Below are 23,576 nucleotides of genomic sequence, written 5' to 3' on the forward strand. Positions count from 1 at the left end.
TAACAGCATCGCCGCACCCACAAGGTTCGCCCAGTGATCGAATTCCACGACGTCCACAAGACCTATCGAGTTGCCGGTCGGGAAATCCCCGCCTTGCAACCGACCCGCCTGAACATCCAGGCCGGGCAGATTTTCGGCCTGATCGGCCATTCCGGTGCCGGCAAGAGCACCCTGCTGCGCCTGATCAACCGCCTCGAGGAGCCCAGCGGCGGCCGCATCCTGGTCGAGGGCGAAGACGTCACCGCCCTCGACGCCGAAGGCCTGCGCCGTTTCCGCCAGCGCGTCGGGATGATCTTCCAGCACTTCAACCTGCTGTCCTCGAAGACCGTCGCCGACAACATCGCCATGCCCCTGCGCCTGGCCGGCGGCTTCAGCCGTGCCGAAGTCGATGCGCGGGTCTCCGAGCTGCTCGCGCGGGTCGGCCTGTCCGACCACGCGCGCAAGTATCCGGCCCAGCTCTCCGGCGGACAGAAACAGCGCGTCGGCATCGCTCGCGCCCTGGCCTGCCGGCCGAGCATCCTGCTCTGCGACGAGGCCACCAGCGCCCTCGATCCGCAGACCACCGCCTCGGTCCTGCAACTGCTGGCGGAAATCAATCGCGAGCTGAAGCTGACCATCGTCCTCATCACCCACGAGATGGACGTGATCCGTCGTGTCTGCGACCAGGTCGCGGTCATGGACGGCGGCGCCATCGTCGAGCAGGGCGATGTCGCCGATGTCTTCCTCCATCCGCAGCACCCGACCACCCGCCGCTTCGTGTTCGAGGCCGAACGGGTCGACGAGGACGAGCGCCACGACGATTTCGCCCACGTGCCGGGTCTCATCCTGCGCCTGACCTTCCGCGGCGAAGCCACCTATGCGCCGCTGCTGGGCACCGTGGCGCGGCAGACCGGGGTCGACTACAGCATCCTTTCCGGACGCATCGACCGCATCAAGGACACGCCCTACGGCCAGCTGACCCTGGCCCTGGTCGGCGGTGACCTGGAAGCCGCCATGAGCCAGTTGAACGCCGCTGACGTACATGTGGAGGTACTGCGCTGATGGACTTCTTCGAAACCATGAGCTTCGCCAACATCGACTGGTACGAAATCTGGCTGGCCAGCGTCGACACCTTCTGGATGCTCGGCGGTTCGCTGCTATTCACGGTGGTCCTCGGCCTGCCCCTCGGCGTCCTGCTGTTCCTTACCGGGCCACGGCAGATGTTCGAGCAGAAGGCGGTCTACACCCTGCTCTCGCTAGTGGTGAACATCCTCCGTTCGTTGCCGTTCATCATCCTGCTGATCGTGATGATCCCGCTGACCGTACTGATAACCGGTACCTCGCTGGGCGTCGCCGGGGCCATCCCGCCGCTGGTGGTGGGCGCCACGCCGTTCTTCGCGCGCCTGGTGGAAACCGCGCTGCGCGAGGTCGACAAGGGCATCATCGAGGCAACCCAGGCGATGGGCGCCAGCACCCGGCAGATCATCTGGAACGCCCTGCTGCCGGAAGCCCGGCCGGGCATCATCGCCGCCATCACCGTCACCGCCATCACCCTGGTCTCGTACACCGCGATGGCCGGAGTGGTCGGCGCCGGCGGGCTGGGCGACCTGGCGATCCGCTTCGGCTATCAGCGCTTCCAGACCGACGTGATGGTGGTCACCGTGGTGATGCTGCTGATCCTCGTCCAGATTCTGCAAACCGTGGGCGACAAGCTGGTGGTGCACTTCTCGCGCAAGTAAGCTTGCCGGCCAAGCCCAAAACCCTGAGCGCCGCGGTTATCCACAGCCGCCAGGAACACCTCGAAAGGAGTTGAAGATGAAAAAACTGCTTGCTGCTTTCTCCGCTGTCGCGGCGCTCGGCCTCACCGCCGCCCAGGCCGCCGAGTCCCTCACCGTCGCGGCCACCCCGGTGCCGCACGCGGAGATCCTCAACGTGGTCAAGCCGCTGCTGGCCAAGGAAGGCGTGGACCTGAAGATCAAGGAGTTCACCGACTACGTGCAGCCGAACGTGCAGGTCTCGGAAAAGCGCCTGGACGCCAACTTCTTCCAGCACCAGCCGTACCTCGATGAGTTCAACAAGGCCAAGGGCACCGACCTGGTCGCCGTGACCGGCGTACACATCGAGCCGCTGGGCGCCTACTCGAGCAAGTACAAGAAGCTCGACGAACTGCCTTCCGGCGCTACCGTGGTGATCCCCAACGACGCCACCAACGGCGGCCGCGCCCTGCTCCTGCTGGACAAGGCTGGGGTGATCAAGCTCAAGGACAACAAGAGCATCACCGCCACGCCGAAGGACATCGTCGACAATCCGAAGAACATCAAGATCCGCGAACTGGAAGCCGCGACCCTGCCGCGCGTGCTGACCCAGGTCGACATGGCGCTGATCAATACCAACTACGCCCTGGAAGCCAAGCTGAACCCGACCAAGGATGCGCTGGCCATCGAAGGCAGCGACTCGCCCTACGTGAACATCCTCGTCGCGCGGCCGGACAACAAGGACAGCGACGCCATGCAGAAGCTGGCCAAGGCCCTGCACAGCGCCGAGGTCAAGCAGTTCATCCAGGAGAAATACAAAGGCGCGGTGGTGCCGGCGTTCTGAGCCACGCTGCGTAACCGCCCCTGGAAAAAGCCCGGTCTTCGACCGGGCTTTTTCGTTTCCGGCCCGGCCGCACGTCTGCCTGCCGTGCCACGACAGCGGTCATTCGGTCGTTTTCGGGGAATGTAGTGAAAAAAACATTCCGTCACATATTGAACAATCTGAAAAATTCACTACACAATCGACCCACCTTCGAGGATGCCCCATGCAAGAACTAAAACAACGCCTGGCCTCCCCGCCCGCCGAACTGACGCCCGCGGAGCGCAAGGTGGTGCGTGCCCTGCTCGATGACTACCCGCGCCTCGGCCTCGGCCCGATGACGCGCCTGGCCCGGCACGCCGGAGTCAGCGACCCGACGATCATGCGCCTGGTGAAAAAGCTCGGCTTCGCCGGCTACGGCGACTTCCAGGAAGCGCTGCTGGCCGACGTCGACGACCGCCTGCGCTCGCCGCGCACCCTGCTCGCCGAACGCCGCGAGCGGATGGGCCGCGACGACACCTGGGCGCGCTACCTCGACCAGGCTGGCCAGAGCCTGCAACAGACCCTCGGCCTGACCCGCCCCGATGACATCCAGCGCCTCGCCGACTGGCTGCTCGACAGCCGCCTGCGCGTGCACTGCCACGGCGGACGCTTCAGCCGTTTCCTCGCCGGCTACCTGGTCACCCATCTGCGCCTGCTGCGCCCGCAATGCCGATTACTCGACGACGGCGCCCTGCTCCCCGACCAGCTCTACGACCTCGGCCGCCAGGACCTGCTGGTCCTGTTCGACTATCGCCGCTACCAGAGCCAGGCCCAGCACGTGGCCCAGGCCGCCAAGGCACGCGGCACACGGCTGGTGCTGTTCACCGACATCTACGCCTCGCCGCTGCGCGAACACGCCGACCTGATCGTCAGTTCGCCAGTGGAATCCGCCTCGCCCTTCGACTCGCTGGTGCCGGCCATGGCCCAGGTCGAGGCACTGGTAGCGACCCTGGTGGCGCGCATGGGCGCGCCGCTCGACGAACGCCTGGAGGGCATCGACCAGCTCCGCAACGCGTTCAGCAGTCATATTCTGGAGGAATGACCCGATGTTCAGCCTGCCCCACCACTCGCCGCGCGACCTGCCATTCGGCCGCCGGCAGACCGCCATCCTGTTCGTCGACATGCAGCGTGCCTGGGTCGAGCCGGGGCGCGACCCGCACGTCGATCCGCAGGCGGCCGGCTACTTCTACGAGCGCGTGCAGAACCAGGTGATCCCCAACCAGCAGCGCCTGCTCGGGGCCATGCGCGCAGTGGACGAGAACGTCCTGCACACCGTCATCGAGAGCCTCACCGCCGATGGCCGCGACCGCTCGCTGGATCACAAGCTGTCGGAGATGCACCTGCCCAAGGGCAGCCCGGACGCCAGGGTGATCGACGCCCTGGAGCCGACCGCCAACGAGATCGTGCTGCCGAAGACCTCTTCCGGCGTTTTCAACTCCACCGCCATCGACTACGTACTGCGCAACCTCGGCACCCGCCACCTGATCGTCTGCGGGGTGGTCACCGACCAGTGCGTGGACATGGCCGTGCGCGATGCCGCCGACCGCGGCTACCTGGTCACCCTGGTCGAGGATGCCTGTGCCACCCATACCCCGGAACGCCACCAGGCCTGCCTGGAAGCGATCAAGGGCTACTGCTGGATCAGCGACACCGAGACCGTCCTGCAACGCATCGCCGCCCTCGGCCGGAGCAACCTGTGAACCGCCTGCAGCCGGTACGCCTGGTCAGCTTCGTCACCACCGACCTGGCCGGCATCACCCGCGGGCGCTCGCTGCCCCTGGCGACCCTGGAAGAGCAACTGGCCAGCGGTTGCGGCTGGGTACCGGCGAACAGTTCGCTGACCCCGCAGGACCTGATCGACGAGAGCAGCCCCTGGGGCAGCCACGGCGACCTGCGCCTGCTGCCCGACCCGAACAGCCGGGTGCGCGTCGAGCAGGGTCCCGACGCCGCTGCGCCGGCGCTCGACTACCTGCACGGCAACCTGGTGGAAACCGACGGCACGCCGTGGCCGGCCTGCCCGCGCGGCCTGCTGCTGGCCGAGGTGGAGCGCTATCGCGACAGCGGCCTGCAGGTCATCGCGGCGTTCGAACACGAATTCAGCCTGCTCGGCCTGCCCGGCGAGCGTCCGGCCGCGGCGTTTTCGCTGCAGGCCCAGCGTGCCGCCGGGCAGTTCCCCGGCTGGCTGGTCAGCGCCCTGGCCCAGGCCGGCACCGAGCCGGAGATGTTCCTCCCCGAATACGGCCAGCGCCAGTACGAGGTCACCTGCCGCCCGGCGCAGGGCGTGGCCGCCGCCGACCGCGCGGTGAACGTCCGCGAGGTCACTCGCGAAGTGGCGCGGCAGATGGGCCTGCGTACCTGCTTCGCACCGCTGCCGGCACCCGGCGCGGTGACCAACGGGGTGCACCTGCACCTGAGCCTGCAACATGCCGACGGCAGCCCGCTGCTGTACGAGCCCGGTCGACCCAACGATCTCTCCGAACTCGGCGAGCACTGGGCCGCCGGCGTGCTCGCGCACCTGCCGGCGCTGTGCGCGCTGACCGCGCCTACCGCCGCCTCCTACCTGCGCCTGAAACCCCACCACTGGAGCGCCGCCTACGCCTGCCTGGGACTGCGCAACCGCGAAGCGGCGCTGCGCATCTGCCCGGTGGTGAGCGTCGGCGGCAAGCCGCTGGGCAAGCAGTACAACCTGGAATTCCGGCCGATGGACGCCACCGCCTGTCCGCACCTGGCGATGGCCGCGGTGCTGATCGCCGGCCGCCTGGGCATCGAACGACGCCTGCCGCTGCGCGCCCTGGCCGATGTCGATCCGCACGGCCTCAGCGACGAAGAGCGCCAGGCCCGCGGCATCCAGACCCTGCCGGCGACCCTCGGCGATGCGCTCGACTGCCTGCAGCGCGACGAGACGCTCTGCGCCGAGCTGCCAAAGCCGCTGCTGGACACTTACCTCGCCATGAAGCGCCACGAACTGGCACTGACGGCGGGCCTTTCCGACGACGACCTGTGCCGCCACTATGCCGAGCTTTACTGACAACCCCGAACTCGGCATCTACCAGCTGCCACCCTACCGCCTGCTCAACCCCGAAGGGCGCAGCCCGGTGGTCCTGGTCTGCGAGCACGCCAGCCGGCACATCCCGCTGGAGTTGCAGCGCCTCGGCCTGGACCAGGCCGCGGCGGAAGAACACATCGCCTGGGATATCGGCGCCCTGGCGCTGGCCGAAGAGCTTTCCCGGCGGCTCGACGCGCCATTGCTGGCGGCCGGCTACTCGCGCCTGCTGATCGACCTGAACCGACCGCTGGAGGCACCCGACAGCATTCCGCCGCACAGCGAGATCTACCCGGTTCCCGGCAACCGCGAGCTGTCCGAGACGGTGCGCCGCTATCGCCAGGATTGCCTGTTCCATCCGTTCCACCAGCGCCTGACGCAACTGCTCGACGAGCGCCAGGCCGCCGGCGTGCCGACCCGCGTGGTCGGCGTGCACAGTTTTACCCCGGTGTACCACGGCAGACCCCGCCCGCTGGTTGCCGGGGTGCTTTATCGCAACGCCGGCGCCTACGCCGGGCGCATCCTCGACGGTTTGCGCCGGCACGGCCTGGAAGTCGCCGGCAACCAGCCCTATGCGATCGACCCGGCGGAAGACACTACCGTTCCGGTGCATGGCGACGCACGCGGTCTGGAAGCGGTGCTGCTGGAGATCCGCAACGATGGATTGCGCACGCCGGATGCGGTGAGCGCCTGGGCCGAGCGTCTGTATCCCTGGCTCTGATGCGATGACCGGCGCCGCCGGTCGCCAATAACGAGAAAGAGGCCCGCTTCGCGTGCGGCGCCGATAACGACAATACGCTGCCTTTTCCCGAGGAGCCCGTCATGGCCATCGAACAGTTCGGATACCGGCAACAGCTGCGCCGCAGCCTGTCCCTGAGCGACCTGATCATCTACGGGATGATCTTCATGATCCCCATCGCCCCGTTCGGGGTCTACGGCTGGGTCCATGCCGACGCCCACGGCATGGTGCCGATGGCCTACCTGGTGGGCATGCTGGCGATGCTCTTCACCGCCCTCAGCTACGGAGCCATGGCCAAGGCCTTTCCGATTGCCGGCTCGGTGTATTCCTACGCCCAGCGCGGCATCCACCCCCATGTCGGCTTCATCGCCGGCTGGGTGCTGCTGCTCGACTACCTGCTGATCCCGCCGCTGCTCTACGTGTTCAGCGCGCTGGCGCTGAACCACTTGTTCCCGGCGATCCCCAAGCTGGCCTGGATGCTGCTGTTCCTGGTCTCGGCGACCCTGGTCAACCTGCGCGGCATCACCTTCGCCGCCCGCGCCAACCTGTTGTTCCTGATCGGAGAGCTGGTGGTCCTGGCGATCTTCCTGGTGGTCGGCTACCAGGCGCTGGAAGGCGGCCTGGGCAACGGCCGGCTGACCCTCGAGCCGCTGTATCGCCCGGAGGCCTTCGATCTCGGCCTGGTGATGAAGGCCGCCTCGATCGCCGTACTGTCGTTCCTCGGCTTCGACGCCATCTCCACCCTCGCCGAGGAGGTCAAGGGCGATCCCGCGCGACAGATCGGCCGCGCCGCGCTGATCGCGCTGTTCATCATGGGCGGCATCTTCATCGCGCAGACCTGGCTGGCCACCGACCTCGCCGCCGGGATGAACTTCAAGTCGGCGGACACCGCCTTCTACGAGATCGCCGAAGCGGCCGGTGGCCAGTGGCTGTCGATGCTGACCGCGGTAGCCACCGCGCTGGCCTGGGGTGTCACCGTGTCGATCACCTCGCAGGCAGCGGTCTCGCGCCTGCTCTACTCGATGGCCCGCGACGGCAGGCTGCCGCGCGCGCTGGCCAGGGTCCATCCGCGCTACCAGACGCCGCACGTCAGCCTGTACCTGGTGGCGGTGCTGTCGCTGGGAATCGGCTGGGCCTTCCTCGACGCACCGGACGTGCTCACCTCACTGGTGAACTTCGGTGCCCTCACCGGCTTCTGCCTGCTGCACCTGAGCGTGATCAACCACTACTACCGCCGCCAGCGCTCCGGCCAGTGGTTGCGGCATCTACTGTTCCCGCTGGTGGGCCTGGCGATCATCGCCTACGTGCTGTACAGCATGAGCCTCGACGCACAGTTGCTCGGACTGGCCTGGATCGCGGTGGGGCTGGTCTACCTGGCGTTGCTGCAACGCGGCGGGCGCCAGGCGCCAACGGAGTTGGCCAAGGATCTCTGACGCCTCGCGAGGGCTGCTTCAGGCCGGCTCTTCGCCGACGAAATCGCTGCGGCTGAGGCCATGCCGCAGCATCTTTTCGTTGAGTGTCCGGCGCGGCAGTTGCAGCAACTCCATCACCGCCTTGATGTCCCCGCGGCACTGGCCGAGCGCCTGGCGCAGGCACTCCGCCTCGAAGGCTTCCATGCGTTCCGCCAGCCCCGAGGTAAGGCCGCCGCCTTCCTCCGCGTCCCCACGCTCCAGGCCGAGGACATGACGCTCGGCGGCGTTGGCCAGCTCGCGTACATTGCCAGGCCAGTCGTGGGCCATCAGCCGCGCCAGTTCCGCCGGCGCGGCGGGCTGCGGCTCGCGGCCGAGGCGCTGGCTGGCAACGCTGGCGAAATGTTCGAAGAGCAGCGGGATGTCCTCGCGACGCTCGCGGATCGGCGGCAGGCGCAGCTCAGCGACGTTCAGGCGATACACCAGGTCCTCGCGGAAGCGTCCGGCACGTGCTTCGGCCAGCAGGTCGGGCTTGGTCGCGGCAATCACCCGCAGGTCGACGTGGATGCTCTGGTTCGAGCCGAGCCGCTCCAGTTGCTGCTCCTGCAGGACGCGCAGCAGCTTGACCTGCTGCGCCAACGGCATGCTTTCGATCTCGTCGAGGAACAGGGTGCCGCCATGGGCATGCTCGAGCTTGCCGATGCGCTTGCCCTGCGCGCCGGTGAAGGCGCCGCTCTCATGACCGAACAGCTCGCTCTCGAACAGTTGCTCGGGAATCGCCGCGCAGTTCAGCGCCACGAACGGCTTGTCGGCGCGCGGCCCGAAGTCGTGCAGGCAGCGGGCAACCAGTTCCTTGCCGCTGCCGGTCTCGCCACGGATCAGGACGTTCACCGGGGTCGGCGCCAGGGCCAGAACCTGCCGGCGCAACGCTTCCATCGGCTTGGACACGCCGAGCAGACGCGCATCGACCTGGTCCTTGAGACTGGCCTGCTCCTTCAGGCGCCGGTTCTCCAGCACCAGGCGGCGCTTTTCCAGCGCACGCCGCAAACTGCCGAGCAGGCGCTCGGGCGTGAAGGGTTTCTCGATGAAGTCGTAGGCACCCTGGCGCATGGCCTCCACCGCCATCGGCACGTCGCCGTGCCCGGTGACCATGATCACCGGCAGGTCGCGATCGACCGCCTGCAGGTTGGCGAGCAGTTGCAGGCCGTCCATGCCGGGCATGCGCACATCGCTGATGACCACCCCGGCGAAGGACTTGTCCAATGCTCCCAGGCATTCCTCGGCGCGCAGGCACAGGCGCACCTCGAAGCCGGACAGCTCCAGCCATTGCTGCACCGCTTCGCGGATCGTCGCTTCGTCGTCGACGAAGATCACCTGGTCGCTCATGTCGTTACGCTCGTGTCATCGGGGGCCGCCGGCAGGATCAGGCTAAACACCGCTCCCGCCTCGGCATTGGCGACCTGCAGGCGGCCGCCGAGTTCGTGGACGATCCCATAGGATACCGCCAGGCCGAGGCCGAGTCCCTCTCCCACCGGCTTGGTGGTGAAGAACGGATCGAAGACGCTGCCCAGGTGCTCGGCGGGAATCCCGCCGCCGTTGTCGGCGACGCTCAGCACCCAGTCACCGCCAAGCCGTTGCAGGGCCAGGCGGATCCATGGCCGCTCCTGGCCGGCAACGGCATCCAGGGCGTTGCGCAGCAGGTTGACCAGCACCTGTTCCAGGCGGATCGCGTCACCCATCACCCAGGCCGGCCAGAGCAGCGCCTGCTCGATCTCCACCCGTTCGGCGCGAATTCGCGGCAGCAACAACTGCTGCGCCTGTTCGACCACGTGACCTAACTCGATACGCTCGCGCAGGCCGCCGGCGCTCTTGCGCGCGAAGGTCTTCAGGTGGCCGGTGAGCGCGGCCATGCGTTCGAGCATCTGGTCGATGCGCGGCAACGCCTGGCGCGCCTCGTCGTGGCGTCCGGCGTCGAGCAGCAGGCGCAGGCTGGCCAGTTGCATGCGCTGGGCGGTGAGCGGCTGGTTGATCTCATGGGCCAGGGCCGCCGACATCTGCCCCAGGGCGGCCAGCTTGGCCGCCTGCACCAGGCCGTCCTGCGCGGTACGCAGGTCGGCGGTGCGCTGCTCGACCAGGCGCTCCAGCTCCTCCCGGCTACGTTGCCGCAGGCGGGCGATACGCCAGCGCTGGTGCAGGAACAAGCCGAGGAAGACCAGCGCCAGCCAGGTGCCGGCGGCGGCCAGGCGCGCGGTGGCGACGTCGTCCTGGATGCTCGCGGTGTCGCGCAGCAAGTGCAGGGTCCAGCCGTCGTTGGGCAGGTCCAGCGATTGCCAGAGGTAGTCCTTCTCGCCGTCGGCGCTTTCCACCCGCGCCAGACGGCTGTCTTCGCCGTAGCTGCGCAAGGTCTGGTGGCGCAGGGGTGTCAGGGGCTGGCGATCGTATTGCCGGGTCTCCGCCAGTTCGAAGCGGTCCACGGTATCCAGCGGTTCCAGTTCGCGGTAGCGCCAGCCGGCGTGGTTGGCGAGGAACACGATGCCCTTGGCGTCGCTGGCCAGGACCAGGTCGGGGGTCTGGTTCCACTGCCGTTCCAGATCGGGAAACTCCAGCTTGACCACGATTGCGCCCAGGAAGCTGCCGTCCTCGGCGCGCACCGCGTGGGACAGGAAATAACCGGGCATCCCGCTGATCACCCCGACCGCATAGAAACGTCCGGAGCCTTGGGCGATGGTCTGGCGGAAATAGGGACGGAAACCGTAGTTGTGGCCCACGTAGCTGGTCGGCAGGTTCCAGTTGCTCGCCGCCACGGCCAGCCCGGTACGGTCGAGCAGCTCCAGGGTGGAGGAGCGGGCGGCCAGGTTGATGCTTTCCAGCTTGAGGTTGAGGCGCTGCTGCAACTCGCCGTCGATCGGCCCGGCCAGCGCCGCGCGCAGGTCCGGATCCAGCGCCAGTACCGCCGGCAGGCTGCGGAAGCGTTCGATCAGGGTCTGCAGCGAGCCGGCGTAGAGGTCCAGCTGCTTGCGCACCTGTTCGCCCTCGGCGCGTAGCGCCTGCTGTCGCGCCTGGCGACCCGCCCAGTCCATGGACAGCAGCAGGCCGCCGAGCAGCGGCAGCAACAGCAGGAACAGGCGCAGCGGACGGGACAAGGACATCGGCGGATCGAAACGGCGGCGGGAAGCGGCGACGATAGCACGGCGCCCGGTTACACTGCGCGCCGTACGAGGAGTCTGCCCATGTCGCTATCCCCCTGGTCCCATTCTTGCTCGGCCGGTTTCACCCTGCGCGGCTGGCGCAGCGAACCGAGCGGCAAGCCGTTGCTGCATTTCCTCCATGGCAACGGCTTCTGCGGCCGCACCTACGAACCGATGCTGCGTCTGTTGGCGGAGGATTTCGACCTCTGGCTGTGCGACATCCAGGGCCACGGCGAAAGCGACCATGGCGGCCGCTTCCACGGCTGGAACCGCAACGCCGAGATGGCGGTGGAGGCCTTCGAGGCCGGGCGCGGTCCCTATGGCGATGTCCAGCGACTGGCCTGCGGGCACAGCTTCGGCGGCGTCCTCAGCAGCCTCGTCCTGGCCCGCCATCCCACCCTGTTCGCCCGCGCCGTGCTGCTCGACCCGGTACTGTTCACCCCGGCGATGATCGGCGTGATGGCACTTTCCGAGACCCTCGGCCTGCAATTGCGCGGCAGCCTGGCGAAGAAGGCGCGCCTACGCCGCAGCCAGTGGCCCGATCGCGCAGCCGCCTACGCCGGCTTGCGCGGCCGCGGTATCTTCAAGGGCTGGACCGACGAGGCGCTGTGGGCCTACGTGGAATATGCGCTGAAGGAGAGCGACGGCGGAGTCGAGCTGAAGTGCCGGCCAAGCCGCGAAGCGGAGATCTTCAGTTCCTTCCCCAGGCGGCTGTGGCCGTCGCTGGGCAAGATCATCACGCCGACCCGCGTGCTCTACGGTGACCGCACCTACCCTTTCGTCGCCAAGTCGGTGGCGCGCTGGTGCTCGCTCAACCCCCAGGTCAGCGCCCACGCGGTGGTCGGCGGCCACTGCTTCATGCAGGAAGACCCGGCCGCTGCCACCGAACGCGTACGCGACTTTCTCCTGCCCAATCCATGAACGCTCCTTCCGTGGGGAATCCGGCGCTCATCCATCGGTCCCAGGGAGGATGACCCCACAGGACCGAGCCATGCGCCCTCTCCTCTTCAGTGCCCTTCTCCTGCTTTCCGGGCATGCCCAGGCCAGCGAATGGAACGACAGCCAGGCCGTGGACAAGCTATTCGGCGCGGCCGGGGTGAAAGGCACCTTCGTCCTCTACGATGTGCAGCGGCAGCGCTATGTCGGCCATGACCGGGAGCGCGCGGAAACCCGCTTCGTTCCCGCTTCCACCTACAAGGTGGCGAACAGCCTGATCGGCTTATCCACAGGGGCGGTTAGATCCGCCGACGAGGTTCTTCCCTATGGCGGCAAGCCCCAGCGCTTCAAGGCCTGGGAGCACGACATGAGCCTGCGCGACGCAATCGAGGCATCGAACGTACCGGTCTACCAGGAACTGGCGCGGCGCATCGGCCTGGAGCGGATGCGCGCCAATGTCTCGCGTCTGGGTTACGGCAACGCGGAAATCGGCCAGGTTGTGGATAACTTCTGGTTGGTGGGACCGCTGAAGATCAGCGCGATGGAACAGACCCGCTTTCTGCTCCGACTGGCGCAGGGAGAATTGCCATTCCCCGCCCCGGTGCAGTCCACCGTGCGCGCCATGACCCTGCTGGAAAGCGGCCCGGGCTGGGAGCTGCACGGCAAGACCGGCTGGTGCTTCGACTGCACGCCGGAACTCGGCTGGTGGGTGGGCTGGGTGAAGCGCAACGAGCGGCTCTACGGCTTCGCCCTGAACATCGACATGCCCGGCGGCGAGGCCGACATCGGCAAGCGCGTCGAACTGGGCAAGGCCAGTCTCAAGGCTCTCGGGATACTGCCCTGACGCTCTGCCGCCTCAGTCGCCGACCTTTTTCTGCCGGGACTGCCGCCACTCGTCGAGGCGAATCACCTCGGCGCTATGCACCGGCGGGTTGTCGACCTCGGCGGCCGCCTCGAAGCGATGCGGGGCCAATTCGATGGCGCCGAGGTGATAGCCATACATGACGATGCGCCCGGCGTAGCGTTCCTCGCCGCTGACGGTGAATTCGAAACCGAACTCGCGGCTCAGCCGCCACTGACCACGGTGGTCACGGGCCAGGCGCAGGCGCCGGCGCGCGACATTCTCGTCGAGCAGTTCCACGCCCTGCTTGGCGCAATGCTGCTTGGCCAGCAGCAACGCCCGCTCGCGCACGCCATGGGCGCGCCACCACCAGGCTGCGGCGGCGCCCAACAGGAGCATGACGAAAAGGTTACCCAGGGTCACGAGCGGAATCCGGTGTAGGGGGACGGCCAGCTTACCCGTTCTCCCGGCAGGCAGCGAGTGGGGGGTGTTTTCGCCATGTGAATTAGCCCCCATACTGCGCCGACTCAGCTGTAGGAAGTCGTCTCATGCCACGTACGCCCCACCTGCTCGCCATCCAGTCCCATGTGGTCTTCGGCCACGCCGGCAATGCCGCGGCGGTGTTCCCGATGCAGCGCATCGGAATCAACGTCTGGCCGTTGAACACGGTGCAATTCTCCAACCACACCCAGTACGGTCAATGGACCGGGCAGGTGCTGCCGCCGGAGCAGATTCCGGCGCTGGTGGACGGTATTGCCGGCATCGGCGAACTGGGCAACTGCGACGCAGTGCTGTCCGGCTATCTCGGCAGCGCCGCCCAGGGCCGCGCCATTCTCGACGTGGTGGCACGGATCAAACAGGCCAACCCTCGGGCGTTGTACCTCTGCGACCCGGTCATGGGCCACCCGGAAAAAGGCTGCATCGTGGCCCCGGAAGTCAGCGACTTCCTGCTGGAAGAAGCCGCCGCGGTCGCCGACTACCTGTGCCCCAACCAGTTGGAGCTGGACAGCTTCTGCGACCGCCAGCCGAACTCCCTCGCCGACTGCGTGGAAATGGCACGGAGCCTGCTGGCACGCGGTCCCAGGGCAATCCTGGTAAAGCACCTGAACTATCCGGGCAAGGCCGGCGACACCTTCGAGATGCTACTGGTGGCCGCCGATCAGGCCTGGCACCTGCAACGCCCGCTGCTGGCCTTCCCGCGGCAACCGGTCGGGGTCGGCGACCTGGCCTCGGGGCTGTTCCTCTCTCGCCTGCTGCTCGGCGACGACTTGCGTAACGCCTTCGAATTCACCGGCGCCGCGGTCCATGAAGTGCTGCTGGAAACCCAGGCCTGCGGCAGCTACGAGCTGGAGCTGGTGCGGGCGCAGGATCGGATCGCACACCCAAGGGTTCGTTTCGACGCAGTGCGCCTTTAGTCTCCATCCCAGTGGGTGAAAATCATCCACAGGCAGCTCAAAGAACGTATTTCCCCAGCATCAACCCACCGACCACCATCACCGCCATCAGCACGAAAGCCATGCCCAGGCGCCGCTCGATCAGGGTCTTCAGGCGTGGGCCAGCCCAGAACAGCAAAGCGCAGGTAGCGGCGAAGCGCAGGCTGCGGGCGACAAGGCTGAGGCCGACGAACAGCCAGAGGTCGAGCTGGGTCACTCCGCTGGTAATGGTGATCACCTTGTACGGCAGCGGCGTGAAGCCGCCGCCCAGCAGCACCATCAGCCAGCCCAGTTCGTTGTAGCGTTCGGCGACCTGTTCGAAGTTCTCCAGCAAGCCGTAGAACGCCAGGATCGGCATGGCCACGCTCTCGAACAGCAGCAAGCCGATGAAATAGCCGGCGATGCCGCCCAGCACCGAGCTGATCGCGCAGATCGTCGCGTAGCGCCAGGCCTTGGCCCGGTTGGCCAGGACCATCGGCACCAGCAAGGCGTCCGGCGGAATCGGGAAGAACGAGCTTTCGGCGAAGGTCACCCCGCCCAGGGCCAGCTCCGCGCGGGGATGGCCGGCCAGGCGCAGGGTCCAGTCGTAGAGACGGCGCAACATGTCAGGCCGACTGCGGCAGCGGTGCGTCGGCGCCGCGCTCGTCACGGTCGAGTCCCAGGCGATGGACCATGCCGCAGGCGATCTCGCGCTCGCCCATGATCACCAGGTTGGCGCCGTTCTGCTCCAGGTAGTCCACCTCGGCGTCGAAATGCGCCCGGGCGACGATGTCCAGCGGCGGGTTCACCGCGCGGGCGTGGCTGGCGATCTGCCCGGCCTCGAAGCCGTTGGGAATGGCGATCAGCAACCAGCGCGCCTCGGCGATGTTGGCCAGTTCCAGCACGCCGGGACTGGCGGCGTTGCCGAGGACCACGCTGTAGCCCTGTTCGCGCAGTTCGTCGGCCTTGTCACGCTTGTCCACCACCACCACGAAGGGCGTCCCGGCGGCGCGCAGGCGAGCGCTGACCAACCCGCCAACCCGGCCATGACCGATCAGCACCGCATGCTCGCGCTCCAGGATCGGCGGCGGCAGGTCCTGCGCCGGCATCTCGCGAACCCCGCCAGCGGCCTCCGCCAGGCGCTGCTCCTTGCGTTGCTGCAGGCGATCGATGGCGATGAACAGCAGCGGATTGACCAGGATCGACAGGATCGCCCCGGCCAGCACCAGGTCGCGGCTCTGCTCCGGCACCAGTTCGAGGCCAATGCCCAGGCCGATGAGAATGAAGGAAAACTCGCCGATCTGCGCCAGGCTGGCGGCGATCACCAGTGCGGTGCTGTTCGGATGGCCGAAAGCGCGGACGATCAGGTAGGCGGCCACCGACTTGCCGAAGACGATGACCAGGAAGGTGGCCAGGACCGTCAGCGGCTCCTGCAACAGGATCATCGGATTGAACAGCATCCCCACCGAGACGAAGAACAACACCGCGAAAGCGTCGCGCAGCGGCAACGAGTTCTCCGCCGCCTCGTGGCTGAGTTCGGACTCGTTGAGGATCATCCCGGCGAAGAAGGCGCCTAGCGCGAAGGACACCCCGAACAGCACCGCCGAGCCATAGGCGATGCCCAGGGCGATGGCCAGCACGGCCAGGGTGAAGAGTTCCCGCGAACCGCTGGCGGCGATCCTCTCCAGCACCCAGGGCACCACCCGGCGACCGCCGAAGATCATCAGGGCGACGAAGGCGGCGACCTTGCCCAGGGTAATCAGCAGCGGCCAGAGCAGACCGGCGTCGCCGCCGTCGGTCTTGCCGCCGAGGGTGCCGGCGAGCGCCGGCAGGAGTACCAGGGTCAGGACCATCGCCAGGTCCTCGACGATCAGCCAGCCGATGGCGATCCTGCCACGCTTGGTGTCCAGCAACTGGCGCTGCTCCAGGGCGCGCAACAGCACCACGGTACTGGCCACCGACAGGCTCAGGCCGAATACCAGGCCGCCGCCGAAGCTCCAGCCGAGCAGCTTGGCCAGGCCGATGCCAAGCAGCGTGGCGACGCCGATCTGCACCAGCGCCCCGGGAATGGCAATGGCCTTCACCGAGAGCAGGTCCTTGAGCGAGAAGTGCAGGCCGACGCCGAACATCAGCAGGATCACGCCGAGTTCGGCGATTTCCTGCGACAGCGCCTGGTCGGCGACATAACCGGGAGTGAACGGCCCGGCCAGAACACCTGCGAGCAAGTAGCCGACCAGCGGCGAAATGCGCAGGCGATTGGCCAGGGCCCCGAAGAGGAAGGCGAGGACGAACCCCGCGGCGAGTGTGGTGAGTAACGGCGTATGGTGCATCAGGACTCCCGGCAACACGGGGAACGCGTCCTCCGCGGCCTGGCCGGCGGACGACGACGTTCGAAATGGATCACGGACCCGCGCCCGTGACGGCAAGGCGGAAAGGTTTTCCGCCAACGGAGCCGGGCAGAGCGACCGGCCCATGGCATTCGAGCGACCCGACGGCGGCTATGGTTCCTGGAGAAACCCGGCGCGATACCGACAGGTTAACCCGTTGACGTTGCTGGAGTTTTAACAGGCACGCCGGTTTCTTATCAAGAAATGTCAGGAATGGACGCCAGCAGAGGCAAACTTCTGCGTTTTCTTATGAAAAGCTGCGAAAATTCGCGAAACGGCATCAGGTCCGAAGCGGGCTCGACCGGACACCGGCAGCCTTCTTCAACCGTCTTCGCGAATCGCCTGGTAGCGGGCCTCCAGCTCCGCGCGCAGCTGGCGGCGTTGCTGGGCCTGGGCGAAGCGGCGCTTCTGCTCGGCGGTTTCCAACTCCAGCGGACGGACGGCCACCGGCTTGCGCTCGTCATCCAGGGCGACCATGGTGAAGAAACAGCTGTTGGTATGACGCACGGACTGCTCGCGGATGTTTTCGGTGATGACCTTGACGCCGATCTCCATGGAAGTCCGCCCGGTGTAGTTGACCGAAGCGAGGAAGGTCACCAGTTCGCCGACATGCACCGGCTCGCGGAAGATCACCTGATCCACCGACAGGGTCACCACGTAGCGACCGGCATAGCGACTGGCGCATGCATAGGCGACTTCGTCGAGATACTTCAGGAGGGTACCGCCATGGACATTGCCGGAGAAATTGGCCATGTCCGGGGTCATCAGCACGGTCATCGACAGTTGGTTGTTTCCGGGTTGCATAGCGCTTTTTCTCTCATCAGGACGGGCGGGGGACACCATAGACGCAAACGAAGACGGCAGCGGCCACAAATTTTCAATCGTCATGATCGAAATCGCGCCGGGTCGTGCAGACATCCGCGGGCTTTTCTAGACTGGCCCTTTTCCACCGGGAATCGCGCCAATGCCTGCCGCCATTCGCATCCTTCTCCTGGCCCTGGCCGTGCTTGCCGGCATCGGTGCCGCTGCCATCCAGGCCGAGGATACGCCCTGCGCCACAGCCGCGGAATGCAACACGCGCGGCACCCAGGCTTATCGACAGGGGAGTTATCCACAGGCGCTGGACGCCTTCGCCTGGCAATTGCGCCTGGCCGAACGCCAGGAACAGGGCGGAGCCGACTCGGAACAGGCGCTGAACAATCTCGCGCTGACCAGCCTCAAGGCCGGGCAACCGGGACGCGCCCGCGCCTGGATGAACCTGGCGCTGGATCGCGGCTACAGCGGCAAGGCCACGCGCCACAACCTGGAACAGGTTGCCCTGAAAGTCGACTATCCGTCCCTCCAGGGCCTCGCCGGGCACTACCTGCGCTACGCCGGGCAGGCCGAATGGGAAAGCCTGCAGATCGAACCGGTGAAGGGCGGCTACCAGGCGAGCTTCGCCCTGATGCGCATCGGCAATCCGGAGAAACTGATGGAATATGGGCCCGCGGCGGTCGGCGAGTTGTCCGGTCGGCTGGAGGGGCAAGGCGCCCTCTACCGACTGCGCAGCGAAGGCCTGGGCGCCGGCTGCAGCCTGCTGGTATGGCAGGAAGGCATCGACCTGCGAGTGGTGGAGAGCCTTGGCGGGGACTGCCAGGGTTACGGCGGCATGGGCATCGCCGCCGCCGGTAACTGGGTGAAGATATCCAGTCAGGCCAGGGACGACTGAAACTTTTCCACAGGCCGCTCCAGCGGAGCGACCCGTGGAAAATCCACTCAGCGGCCAGCGGACAGGCCGAAGTCCACCGCCAGGTCGGCGCCCGTGATCGCTTCGGCCTGAGGGCCGCAGAGATACCAGACCAGCTCGGCGACTTCTTCCGGGCGGATGAAGCGTGCCGCCTTGCCCTGTGGATAATCCTTCAGCAGCGCGCGCTTGTAGCCATCCGGATTGCCCATCCCATAGCGTTCGGCCTGGTAGTCGAGCATCGGCGTGGCGATATCCGCCGGCGACACGGCGTTGACCCGCACGCCCTGCTCGGCCAGTTCCAGCGCGAGGGTCTTGCTCAGCATGGTCAGCGCCGCCTTGCTCGCGCAATACGCCGCCGAACCCCGGTAGGCCTGGCGTCCGGAGTCGCTGGAGATGTTGACGATGCTGCCCTGGTTTTCCTTCAGGTAGGGTATCGCGGCCTGACACATGTAGAAGGAGGCCTTGAGGTTGACTCCCAGGACCAGGTCGAAATCCTCCTCGGTGAAGTTTTCCACAGGCCCCTCGCGCCAGACGCCCGCGGCATTCACCAGGGCGTCGAGACGTCCGGTACGGGCGAGAATCTTCGACATCAGGGTATGGCAGTTATCCGCGCTGCGCAGGTCGGCGACCCCGCTGGCGTCCAACGGCACCTGCGCGTTCAGCGCGTGCAGGCCCTCCTTATCCACATCCGTGGCGGCGATGCGCCAATGACTCTGGGCGAAACGCTTGGCGATTGCCCGGCCCAAGCCGCCGGCTGCACCAGTGATAAGAACGACGGGCGTGCTCATCTGCTTTTCCTTACTCCTGTGCCGCGTGGAAAACACCGACGGCCAATCGGCCGCCCGCTTCAATGACTGACCGGCAACGCCGGCAGCCGTTCATTCAGGCCTGGTTGAGATACCAGCGCCAGTCCTGCTCGCCGACCTCGCCCATGAAGGCACGGTATTCGGCCTGCTTGATCGCCAGGTAGATCTTCAGGAAATCCTCGCCGAGCGCCTCGCGCGCCCAGGCCGAGCCCTCCAGCGCGCGGAGCGCGGTCAGCCAGTCGCTCGGCAACGCCTGGGTGGCTTGAGCGTAGCCGTTGCCAGTGATCGGCGCACCGGGGTCGAGTCGCTCGCGAATACCCAGGCGCACCGCCGCGAGCAACGCCGCCGCCGCCAGGTAGGGATTGGCGTCGGCGCCGCAGATGCGGTGCTCGATGTGCCGGCTGGACGGCGGGCCGCCGGGAACCCGCAGCGACACGGTGCGGTTGTTGATTCCCCAGGTCGGCGCCAGCGGCGCGTAGCTGTTCGCCTGGAAGCGGCGGAACGAGTTGGCGTTCGGACAGAACAGCGCCAAAGACTCCAGCAGGCACGCCTTCATTCCACCGATGGCCTGGCGCAGCAGCGGGGTCCCGGCCGGGTCCTCGCTGGCGAACAGATTGTTGCCAGCGGCGTCGGCCAGGCTGACGTGCAGGTGCAGGCCGTTGCCGGATAGATCGGCGAACGGCTTGGCCATAAAGCAGGCCTGCAACCCATGGCGATTCGCCACACCCTTGACCAGGCGCTTGTAGCGCACGCCTTCGTCGATCGCCTGGAGCGCGTCGAAGCGGTGCTGCAGGGTAATCTCCACCTGCCCCGGCGCGTACTCCGAGATCGCCGTGCGCGCCGGCAGGCCCTGGGCCTCGCAGGCGGCATACAAGTCATCGAGGAATGGCTGCAACTGCTCCAGCTCGTAGACGCCATAGACCTGGGTCGCCCGCGGCCGCTGGCCATTCATCTGCAACGCCGGCAACGGCCGGCCGTCGCTGTCGCGTTCGCGGTCGAGCAGGTAGAACTCCAGTTCCACCGCCATCACCGGGTGGAAACCCTCCGCCTGCAGGCTGTGGATAACCCGCTGCAGCACATGCCGGGGATCGCCCGCCGCGGCCGGTAGCCCGAACTCGGGATGCATGCTGACCTGCACCTGTCCGGTCGGTGACTGCCGCCAGGGTTGCAGGGTCAGGCTGCCGGGCAGCGGGAAGGTCCAGCAATCGGCATCGCCGACGTCCCAGACCAGGCCGGTCTCCTCGACGTCATCGCCATTGATGGTCAGGCCGAGGATGGTGCTCGGCAGCGGCCGCCCGCTTTCGTAGACCGCCAGCAGCTCGTCGCGATGCAGCAGCTTGCCACGCGGCACGCCGTTGGCGTCGATCAGGAACAGCTCGATGCTGCGCACCTCGGGGTGTGCGGCGAGGAACTCGCGGGCTTCCCGCGGATCGGCGAAATGCATCTCAGGCCTCCCGCGCGCCGGGTATGGCGAGCAACTCGCCGAGCGCCTCGTCGAGGCTGGAGAGCAGGCGGTCGACGTCTTCTTCGCGAGTGTCCGGGCAACACAGGGTCATGTTGTGGAACGGCGTGATGAGGATGCCGCGGTTGATCAGATACAGGTGCAAGGCCATCTGCAGGCTGTCGTGGAACGCCGCCTCGGCGGCCGCGCCGTCGCGTGGGGGGTGCGGGCAGAACTGGAACTCGCTGCGCGCGCCGAGCTCGGTCACCGACCAGGCCAGGCCGTGCTTGTGGATAATCCTGCGGAAGCCCTCGGCCAGACGCGCCGCCAGGGGCAGCATGTGGGCGTAGGCGGCATCGGTCATCACCTCTTCCAGGTTGGCGCGCATACAGCGCATCGCCAGGGCGTTGGCCGACAGCGTGGTACCCATGCCGCTGTGGCCGTGGCCTTCGCTCTGCTCGCTGGCACGTGCCCTGGCCAGTTGCATGGCGCTGGCCATCGCCGCGCTGCAACCATACACCGAGCACGGTACGCCGCCGGCGATCGGCTTGCCGAGGGTGATGAAGTCCGGCTCGAGTTTCCAGGCGCGGGTACAGCCGCCTGGTCCGGTGGAGATGGTGTGGGTCTCGTCGATGATCAGCAGCGTGCCGTGACGACGGGTCAGCTCGCGCAGCTTCTGGTGGAAGCCGGGTTGCGGCAGGACCATGCCGATGTTGGTCATCGCCGGCTCGCAGAGCACGGCGGCCACGTCTTCGCTGGCCAGCGCCCGCTCCAGGGCCTGGAGGTCGTTGAACGGCACCGCGCGGCTGAACTGGGTGAGGTCGTGGGCCTGGCCGAGCAGGCCGGAGCGATGCACGGTGCGGCCGTCGCGGCAGCGAACCAGGGTGTCGTCGACCGTGCCGTGGTAGCAGCCGTCGAATACCAACACCACCTTGCGACCGGTGATCGCGCGCGCCCAGCGCAGGACGAAGCGGTTGGCGTCGGTGGCGGTGGTCGCTACCTGCCAGAACGGCAGGCCGAAGCGCTGCGCCAGCAGCTCGCCTGCGACGATGGCATCCTCCCCCGGAAGCATGGTGGTCAGGCCATTCGCGCCCTGCTCGGCGAGTGCCCGGGCGATCGGCGCCGGAGAATGACCGAACATGCTGCCGGTGTCGCCCAGGCAGAAGTCCACGTAGACGTGGCCATCCACATCATGGAAACGCGCGCCGTGGGCACGCTCCACGAACAGCGGACAGGGTGTCGACCAATCGCTCATCCAGTGCATCGGCACGCCGTCGAACAACGCACGCCGGGCTCGCTCGGCGAGCGCGACGGACTGTGGATTTTGCGCAAGGAAACGTTGCTGCTCGCGGGCCATGAAGGTTTCCACGGCGGCTTCGGCGATGCCACTGGCGGTCATTTCGAACACCTCGTTTTTTATTTCGCACAACTTTCATTTGTGATCACAAAAAAGTCAATACAGTATTTGAAAGCACTGATAATCTGTTTTCCATGTCAATTTTGTGATCACAAAAATGAACGACTTTCCGAAGTGGACAGGCCAGGTCGCGCTCATCAGCGGCGCCGGCAGCGAACTCGGCATCGGTTTCGCCATTGCCCGGCGGCTGGCCCGCGAAGACGTGCGCCTGCTGATCACCGCCAGCAGCGAGCGGATTAGGCAACGAGCGGAGGAACTGAGCGCATGTGGTCACGACGTGCGCGCCGCGAGCGCCGACCTGACCGACGAAGCCCAGGTGCAGGGTCTGCTGGACTGGGCCGAAGCCCAGTGGGGACGGGTCGACATCCTGGTGAACAATGCCGGCATGGCCCAGTTGAACAGCGCGGAACCCTTCAGCACAGTGGAAGCGACCTCGCTGCGGGATTGGCAACTGTCCCTGTCGCGCAACCTGACCAGCGCTTTCCTGCTCACCCGCGGCCTGCTGCCGGGCATGCGCGAGCGCGGCTACGGGCGGATCGTCAACGTCGCCTCCACCACCGGAACCCGCGGCAGCAATCCGGGCGAAGCCGCGTATAGCGCGGCCAAGGCCGGTCTGGTCGGCTGGAGCATGGGCCTGGCGCTGGAGGTGGCGAAGAGCGGCATCACGGTGAACAGCGTCGCGCCGGGCTGGATCGCCACCGGCTCGAGCACCGCCGAAGAACGCCAGGCCGCCCTGGCCAGCCCCAGCGGACGTGCCGGCCGGCCCGAAGAGGTGGCCGCCGCGGTGGCCTTCCTCGCCTCGCCCGAAGCCAGCTTCGTCAACGGCGAACTGCTGGTGGTGGACGGCGGCAACTGCCTGATCGAAAACAAACGGAGCTGAACATGCGCAACTGCAACCTGACGCTTTCCCAGCTTCCGGCGCCACCGGCGACCCGGAGCTGACCATGGCCGAGAATCTCCAGGAACGACTCTACCAACGACTGCGGGAAGACTTGCTGGCCGGACGTTTCCAGCCCGGCGAGCGACTGAAGATCCGCGACCTGGCGAACCAGTGGGGAACCAGCCCGATGCCGGTTCGCGCCGCCCTGCAACGGCTGGTGGCGGAAGGGGCGCTGGAGGGCGAGGCACAACGCTCGCTCAGGGTGCCGCTGATGACCCGCGAACGTTTCCTGCAGATCCTCCAGGTGCGCCTGTCCCTCGAAGGGCTGGCGGCCGAAAGCGCCAGCGGCCGGCTGGACGAGCAGGCACTGGAAGGGCTCGAAGGATGTCTGCGGCGAATGGAGGACGCCTTGCGCCGACGCGAGGTACAGGCCTACCTGGAAGCCAACAGCGAATTCCACCTGACGCTCTACCGCGCCTGCGGCAACCCGGTGCTGCTGCGTCTCATCGAGACGCTCTGGCTACAGGTCGGGCCGTTCTTCAACCGGCTGTTCACCGAGGCCGACCTCTCCCTACGCCTGAACGATTTCCACGAGGACGCCCTGGACGCGCTACGCCGCGGCGACGGCCCGGCCGCGCGCGCGGCGATCGAACAGGACCTGGCCTACTTCGGCCAGTACCTGCTGAACCTCCTGGAGCTGGAGGCCCGGCCACGAAAGCGACACCGTTCCGGCGAGCACGCCTGACGGGAGATAAG

23 protein-coding genes are annotated in these 23,576 nt (G+C 67.0%); 14 read left to right on the plus strand and 9 right to left on the minus strand.

Annotated features, from left to right (window positions below):
• The first annotated feature begins 33 nt into the window (after positions 1-33).
• The 8 genes from VQ067_RS30185 (at position 34) to VQ067_RS30220 (ending at position 7,810) form a co-directional block, all read left to right on the plus strand.
• On the plus strand, positions 34-1,041 hold the full coding sequence (locus VQ067_RS30185) for a methionine ABC transporter ATP-binding protein (RefSeq protein WP_003097002.1): 1,008 nt from the start codon (positions 34-36) through the stop codon (positions 1,039-1,041).
• Complete coding sequence (locus tag VQ067_RS30190) at positions 1,041-1,718, plus strand: methionine ABC transporter permease (RefSeq protein WP_003097004.1); 678 nt, start codon at positions 1,041-1,043, stop codon at positions 1,716-1,718. The genes VQ067_RS30185 and VQ067_RS30190 overlap by 1 nt, the downstream gene beginning before the upstream one ends.
• Positions 1,719-1,794: 76 nt before the next feature.
• Complete coding sequence (locus VQ067_RS30195; RefSeq protein ID WP_003097007.1) at positions 1,795-2,577, plus strand: MetQ/NlpA family ABC transporter substrate-binding protein; 783 nt, start codon at positions 1,795-1,797, stop codon at positions 2,575-2,577.
• A gap of 202 nt (positions 2,578-2,779) precedes the next feature.
• Complete coding sequence (gene qapR, locus VQ067_RS30200) at positions 2,780-3,637, plus strand: transcriptional repressor QapR (RefSeq protein ID WP_003099726.1); 858 nt, start codon at positions 2,780-2,782, stop codon at positions 3,635-3,637.
• Positions 3,638-3,641: 4 nt separating this feature from the next.
• On the plus strand, positions 3,642-4,295 hold the full coding sequence (locus VQ067_RS30205) for an isochorismatase family cysteine hydrolase (protein ID WP_003097010.1): 654 nt from the start codon (positions 3,642-3,644) through the stop codon (positions 4,293-4,295).
• Entirely contained in the window at positions 4,292-5,623 is a 1,332-nt protein-coding gene (locus VQ067_RS30210; protein WP_003136461.1) for a glutamine synthetase family protein, read from the plus strand. The genes VQ067_RS30205 and VQ067_RS30210 overlap by 4 nt, the downstream gene beginning before the upstream one ends.
• 67 nt (positions 5,624-5,690) lie before the next feature.
• Entirely contained in the window at positions 5,691-6,359 is a 669-nt protein-coding gene (locus VQ067_RS30215; protein ID WP_003136463.1) for an N-formylglutamate amidohydrolase, read from the plus strand.
• 101 nt (positions 6,360-6,460) lie between these two features.
• A complete protein-coding gene (locus VQ067_RS30220; protein WP_003099715.1) occupies positions 6,461-7,810 on the plus strand; it encodes an APC family permease in 1,350 nt (449 codons plus the stop codon).
• Positions 7,811-7,828: 18 nt separating this feature from the next.
• On the opposite strand, the gene VQ067_RS30225 is transcribed toward VQ067_RS30220, so the two are convergent.
• Positions 7,829-9,172: a sigma-54-dependent transcriptional regulator gene (locus VQ067_RS30225; RefSeq protein WP_003099712.1), complete on the minus strand. Its 1,344-nt coding sequence runs from the start codon at positions 9,170-9,172 to the stop codon at positions 7,829-7,831.
• Positions 9,169-10,935: a sensor histidine kinase gene (locus tag VQ067_RS30230; RefSeq protein WP_033989970.1), complete on the minus strand. Its 1,767-nt coding sequence runs from the start codon at positions 10,933-10,935 to the stop codon at positions 9,169-9,171. Before VQ067_RS30230 ends, VQ067_RS30225 begins: the two co-directional genes overlap by 4 nt.
• 81 nt (positions 10,936-11,016) lie before the next feature.
• Here VQ067_RS30230 and poxA point away from each other — a divergent pair, with 81 nt between their 5' ends.
• Positions 11,017-11,895, plus strand: coding sequence for an alpha/beta hydrolase PoxA (gene poxA / locus VQ067_RS30235; protein ID WP_033989972.1), 879 nt, complete (start codon positions 11,017-11,019; stop codon positions 11,893-11,895).
• A 70-nt stretch (positions 11,896-11,965) separates the two neighbouring features.
• Positions 11,966-12,754, plus strand: coding sequence for an OXA-50 family oxacillin-hydrolyzing class D beta-lactamase OXA-846 (locus VQ067_RS30240; RefSeq protein ID WP_033989974.1), 789 nt, complete (start codon positions 11,966-11,968; stop codon positions 12,752-12,754).
• A 12-nt stretch (positions 12,755-12,766) separates the two neighbouring features.
• Here VQ067_RS30240 and VQ067_RS30245 read toward each other — a convergent pair whose 3' ends face one another.
• Positions 12,767-13,267, minus strand: coding sequence for a DUF3301 domain-containing protein (locus VQ067_RS30245; RefSeq protein ID WP_003121391.1), 501 nt, complete (start codon positions 13,265-13,267; stop codon positions 12,767-12,769).
• Positions 13,268-13,299: 32 nt separating this feature from the next.
• Between VQ067_RS30245 and pdxY the strand changes: the two genes are divergently transcribed.
• Positions 13,300-14,166, plus strand: coding sequence for a pyridoxal kinase PdxY (pdxY, locus tag VQ067_RS30250; RefSeq protein WP_003109129.1), 867 nt, complete (start codon positions 13,300-13,302; stop codon positions 14,164-14,166).
• 37 nt (positions 14,167-14,203) lie between these two features.
• On the opposite strand, the gene VQ067_RS30255 is transcribed toward pdxY, so the two are convergent.
• From VQ067_RS30255 to VQ067_RS30265, 3 genes are all read right to left on the minus strand, one after another.
• Entirely contained in the window at positions 14,204-14,788 is a 585-nt protein-coding gene (locus tag VQ067_RS30255) for a YqaA family protein (protein WP_003097034.1), read from the minus strand.
• Between the two features lies 1 nt (position 14,789).
• Positions 14,790-16,493 carry a YbaL family putative K(+) efflux transporter gene (gene ybaL, locus VQ067_RS30260; protein WP_003099695.1) on the minus strand — a complete coding sequence of 568 codons (1,704 nt, stop codon included), beginning with the start codon at positions 16,491-16,493 and terminating at the stop codon, positions 14,790-14,792.
• Positions 16,494-16,871: 378 nt separating this feature from the next.
• Positions 16,872-17,354, minus strand: coding sequence for an acyl-CoA thioesterase (locus tag VQ067_RS30265; protein ID WP_003097040.1), 483 nt, complete (start codon positions 17,352-17,354; stop codon positions 16,872-16,874).
• 160 nt (positions 17,355-17,514) lie between these two features.
• Here VQ067_RS30265 and VQ067_RS30270 point away from each other — a divergent pair, with 160 nt between their 5' ends.
• Positions 17,515-18,258, plus strand: a complete 744-nt coding sequence (locus VQ067_RS30270; RefSeq protein WP_003146836.1) for a hypothetical protein — start codon at positions 17,515-17,517, stop codon at positions 18,256-18,258.
• Between the two features lie 47 nt (positions 18,259-18,305).
• Here VQ067_RS30270 and VQ067_RS30275 read toward each other — a convergent pair whose 3' ends face one another.
• From VQ067_RS30275 to VQ067_RS30285, 3 genes are all read right to left on the minus strand, one after another.
• Positions 18,306-19,064, minus strand: coding sequence for an SDR family NAD(P)-dependent oxidoreductase (locus VQ067_RS30275; protein WP_003097046.1), 759 nt, complete (start codon positions 19,062-19,064; stop codon positions 18,306-18,308).
• Between the two features lie 94 nt (positions 19,065-19,158).
• Positions 19,159-20,526: a glutamine synthetase family protein gene (locus VQ067_RS30280; RefSeq protein ID WP_014603445.1), complete on the minus strand. Its 1,368-nt coding sequence runs from the start codon at positions 20,524-20,526 to the stop codon at positions 19,159-19,161.
• 1 nt (position 20,527) lies between these two features.
• The gene (locus tag VQ067_RS30285) at positions 20,528-21,922 is read right to left on the minus strand and encodes an aspartate aminotransferase family protein (protein WP_015503894.1); all 1,395 of its coding nucleotides are present in this window, start codon (positions 21,920-21,922) and stop codon (positions 20,528-20,530) included.
• Between the two features lie 115 nt (positions 21,923-22,037).
• Here VQ067_RS30285 and VQ067_RS30290 point away from each other — a divergent pair, with 115 nt between their 5' ends.
• Both VQ067_RS30290 and VQ067_RS30295 read left to right on the plus strand, forming a co-directional pair.
• Complete coding sequence (locus VQ067_RS30290) at positions 22,038-22,820, plus strand: SDR family NAD(P)-dependent oxidoreductase (protein ID WP_033989976.1); 783 nt, start codon at positions 22,038-22,040, stop codon at positions 22,818-22,820.
• A 64-nt stretch (positions 22,821-22,884) separates the two neighbouring features.
• On the plus strand, positions 22,885-23,565 hold the full coding sequence (locus VQ067_RS30295) for a GntR family transcriptional regulator (RefSeq protein ID WP_003097059.1): 681 nt from the start codon (positions 22,885-22,887) through the stop codon (positions 23,563-23,565).
• Positions 23,566-23,576 lie beyond the last annotated feature (11 nt).

It is taken from the genome of Pseudomonas sp. KBN12P06040, from assembly GCF_037574965.1.
GTDB classification, from domain to species: Bacteria; Pseudomonadota; Gammaproteobacteria; order Pseudomonadales; family Pseudomonadaceae; genus Pseudomonas; species Pseudomonas aeruginosa.

Excerpts from the sequence above, each read along its gene's own strand:
- VQ067_RS30190 (WP_003097004.1), top strand. The coding sequence starts at position 1,041 with ATGGACTTCTTCGAAACCATGAGCTTCGCCAACATCGACTGGTACGAA.
- VQ067_RS30195 (WP_003097007.1), top strand. The coding sequence starts at position 1,795 with ATGAAAAAACTGCTTGCTGCTTTCTCCGCTGTCGCGGCGCTCGGCCTC.
- qapR (WP_003099726.1), top strand. The coding sequence starts at position 2,780 with ATGCAAGAACTAAAACAACGCCTGGCCTCCCCGCCCGCCGAACTGACG.
- VQ067_RS30205 (WP_003097010.1), top strand. The coding sequence starts at position 3,642 with ATGTTCAGCCTGCCCCACCACTCGCCGCGCGACCTGCCATTCGGCCGC.
- VQ067_RS30220 (WP_003099715.1), top strand. The coding sequence starts at position 6,461 with ATGGCCATCGAACAGTTCGGATACCGGCAACAGCTGCGCCGCAGCCTG.
- VQ067_RS30225 (WP_003099712.1), bottom strand. The coding sequence starts at position 9,172 with ATGAGCGACCAGGTGATCTTCGTCGACGACGAAGCGACGATCCGCGAA.
- VQ067_RS30230 (WP_033989970.1), bottom strand. The coding sequence starts at position 10,935 with ATGTCCTTGTCCCGTCCGCTGCGCCTGTTCCTGCTGTTGCTGCCGCTG.
- poxA (WP_033989972.1), top strand. The coding sequence starts at position 11,017 with ATGTCGCTATCCCCCTGGTCCCATTCTTGCTCGGCCGGTTTCACCCTG.
- VQ067_RS30240 (WP_033989974.1), top strand. The coding sequence starts at position 11,966 with ATGCGCCCTCTCCTCTTCAGTGCCCTTCTCCTGCTTTCCGGGCATGCC.
- VQ067_RS30245 (WP_003121391.1), bottom strand. The coding sequence starts at position 13,267 with ATGGGGGCTAATTCACATGGCGAAAACACCCCCCACTCGCTGCCTGCC.
- pdxY (WP_003109129.1), top strand. The coding sequence starts at position 13,300 with ATGCCACGTACGCCCCACCTGCTCGCCATCCAGTCCCATGTGGTCTTC.
- VQ067_RS30255 (WP_003097034.1), bottom strand. The coding sequence starts at position 14,788 with ATGTTGCGCCGTCTCTACGACTGGACCCTGCGCCTGGCCGGCCATCCC.
- ybaL (WP_003099695.1), bottom strand. The coding sequence starts at position 16,493 with ATGCACCATACGCCGTTACTCACCACACTCGCCGCGGGGTTCGTCCTC.
- VQ067_RS30265 (WP_003097040.1), bottom strand. The coding sequence starts at position 17,354 with ATGCAACCCGGAAACAACCAACTGTCGATGACCGTGCTGATGACCCCG.
- VQ067_RS30270 (WP_003146836.1), top strand. The coding sequence starts at position 17,515 with ATGCCTGCCGCCATTCGCATCCTTCTCCTGGCCCTGGCCGTGCTTGCC.
- VQ067_RS30275 (WP_003097046.1), bottom strand. The coding sequence starts at position 19,064 with ATGAGCACGCCCGTCGTTCTTATCACTGGTGCAGCCGGCGGCTTGGGC.
- VQ067_RS30280 (WP_014603445.1), bottom strand. The coding sequence starts at position 20,526 with ATGCATTTCGCCGATCCGCGGGAAGCCCGCGAGTTCCTCGCCGCACAC.
- VQ067_RS30285 (WP_015503894.1), bottom strand. The coding sequence starts at position 21,922 with ATGACCGCCAGTGGCATCGCCGAAGCCGCCGTGGAAACCTTCATGGCC.
- VQ067_RS30290 (WP_033989976.1), top strand. The coding sequence starts at position 22,038 with ATGAACGACTTTCCGAAGTGGACAGGCCAGGTCGCGCTCATCAGCGGC.
- VQ067_RS30295 (WP_003097059.1), top strand. The coding sequence starts at position 22,885 with ATGGCCGAGAATCTCCAGGAACGACTCTACCAACGACTGCGGGAAGAC.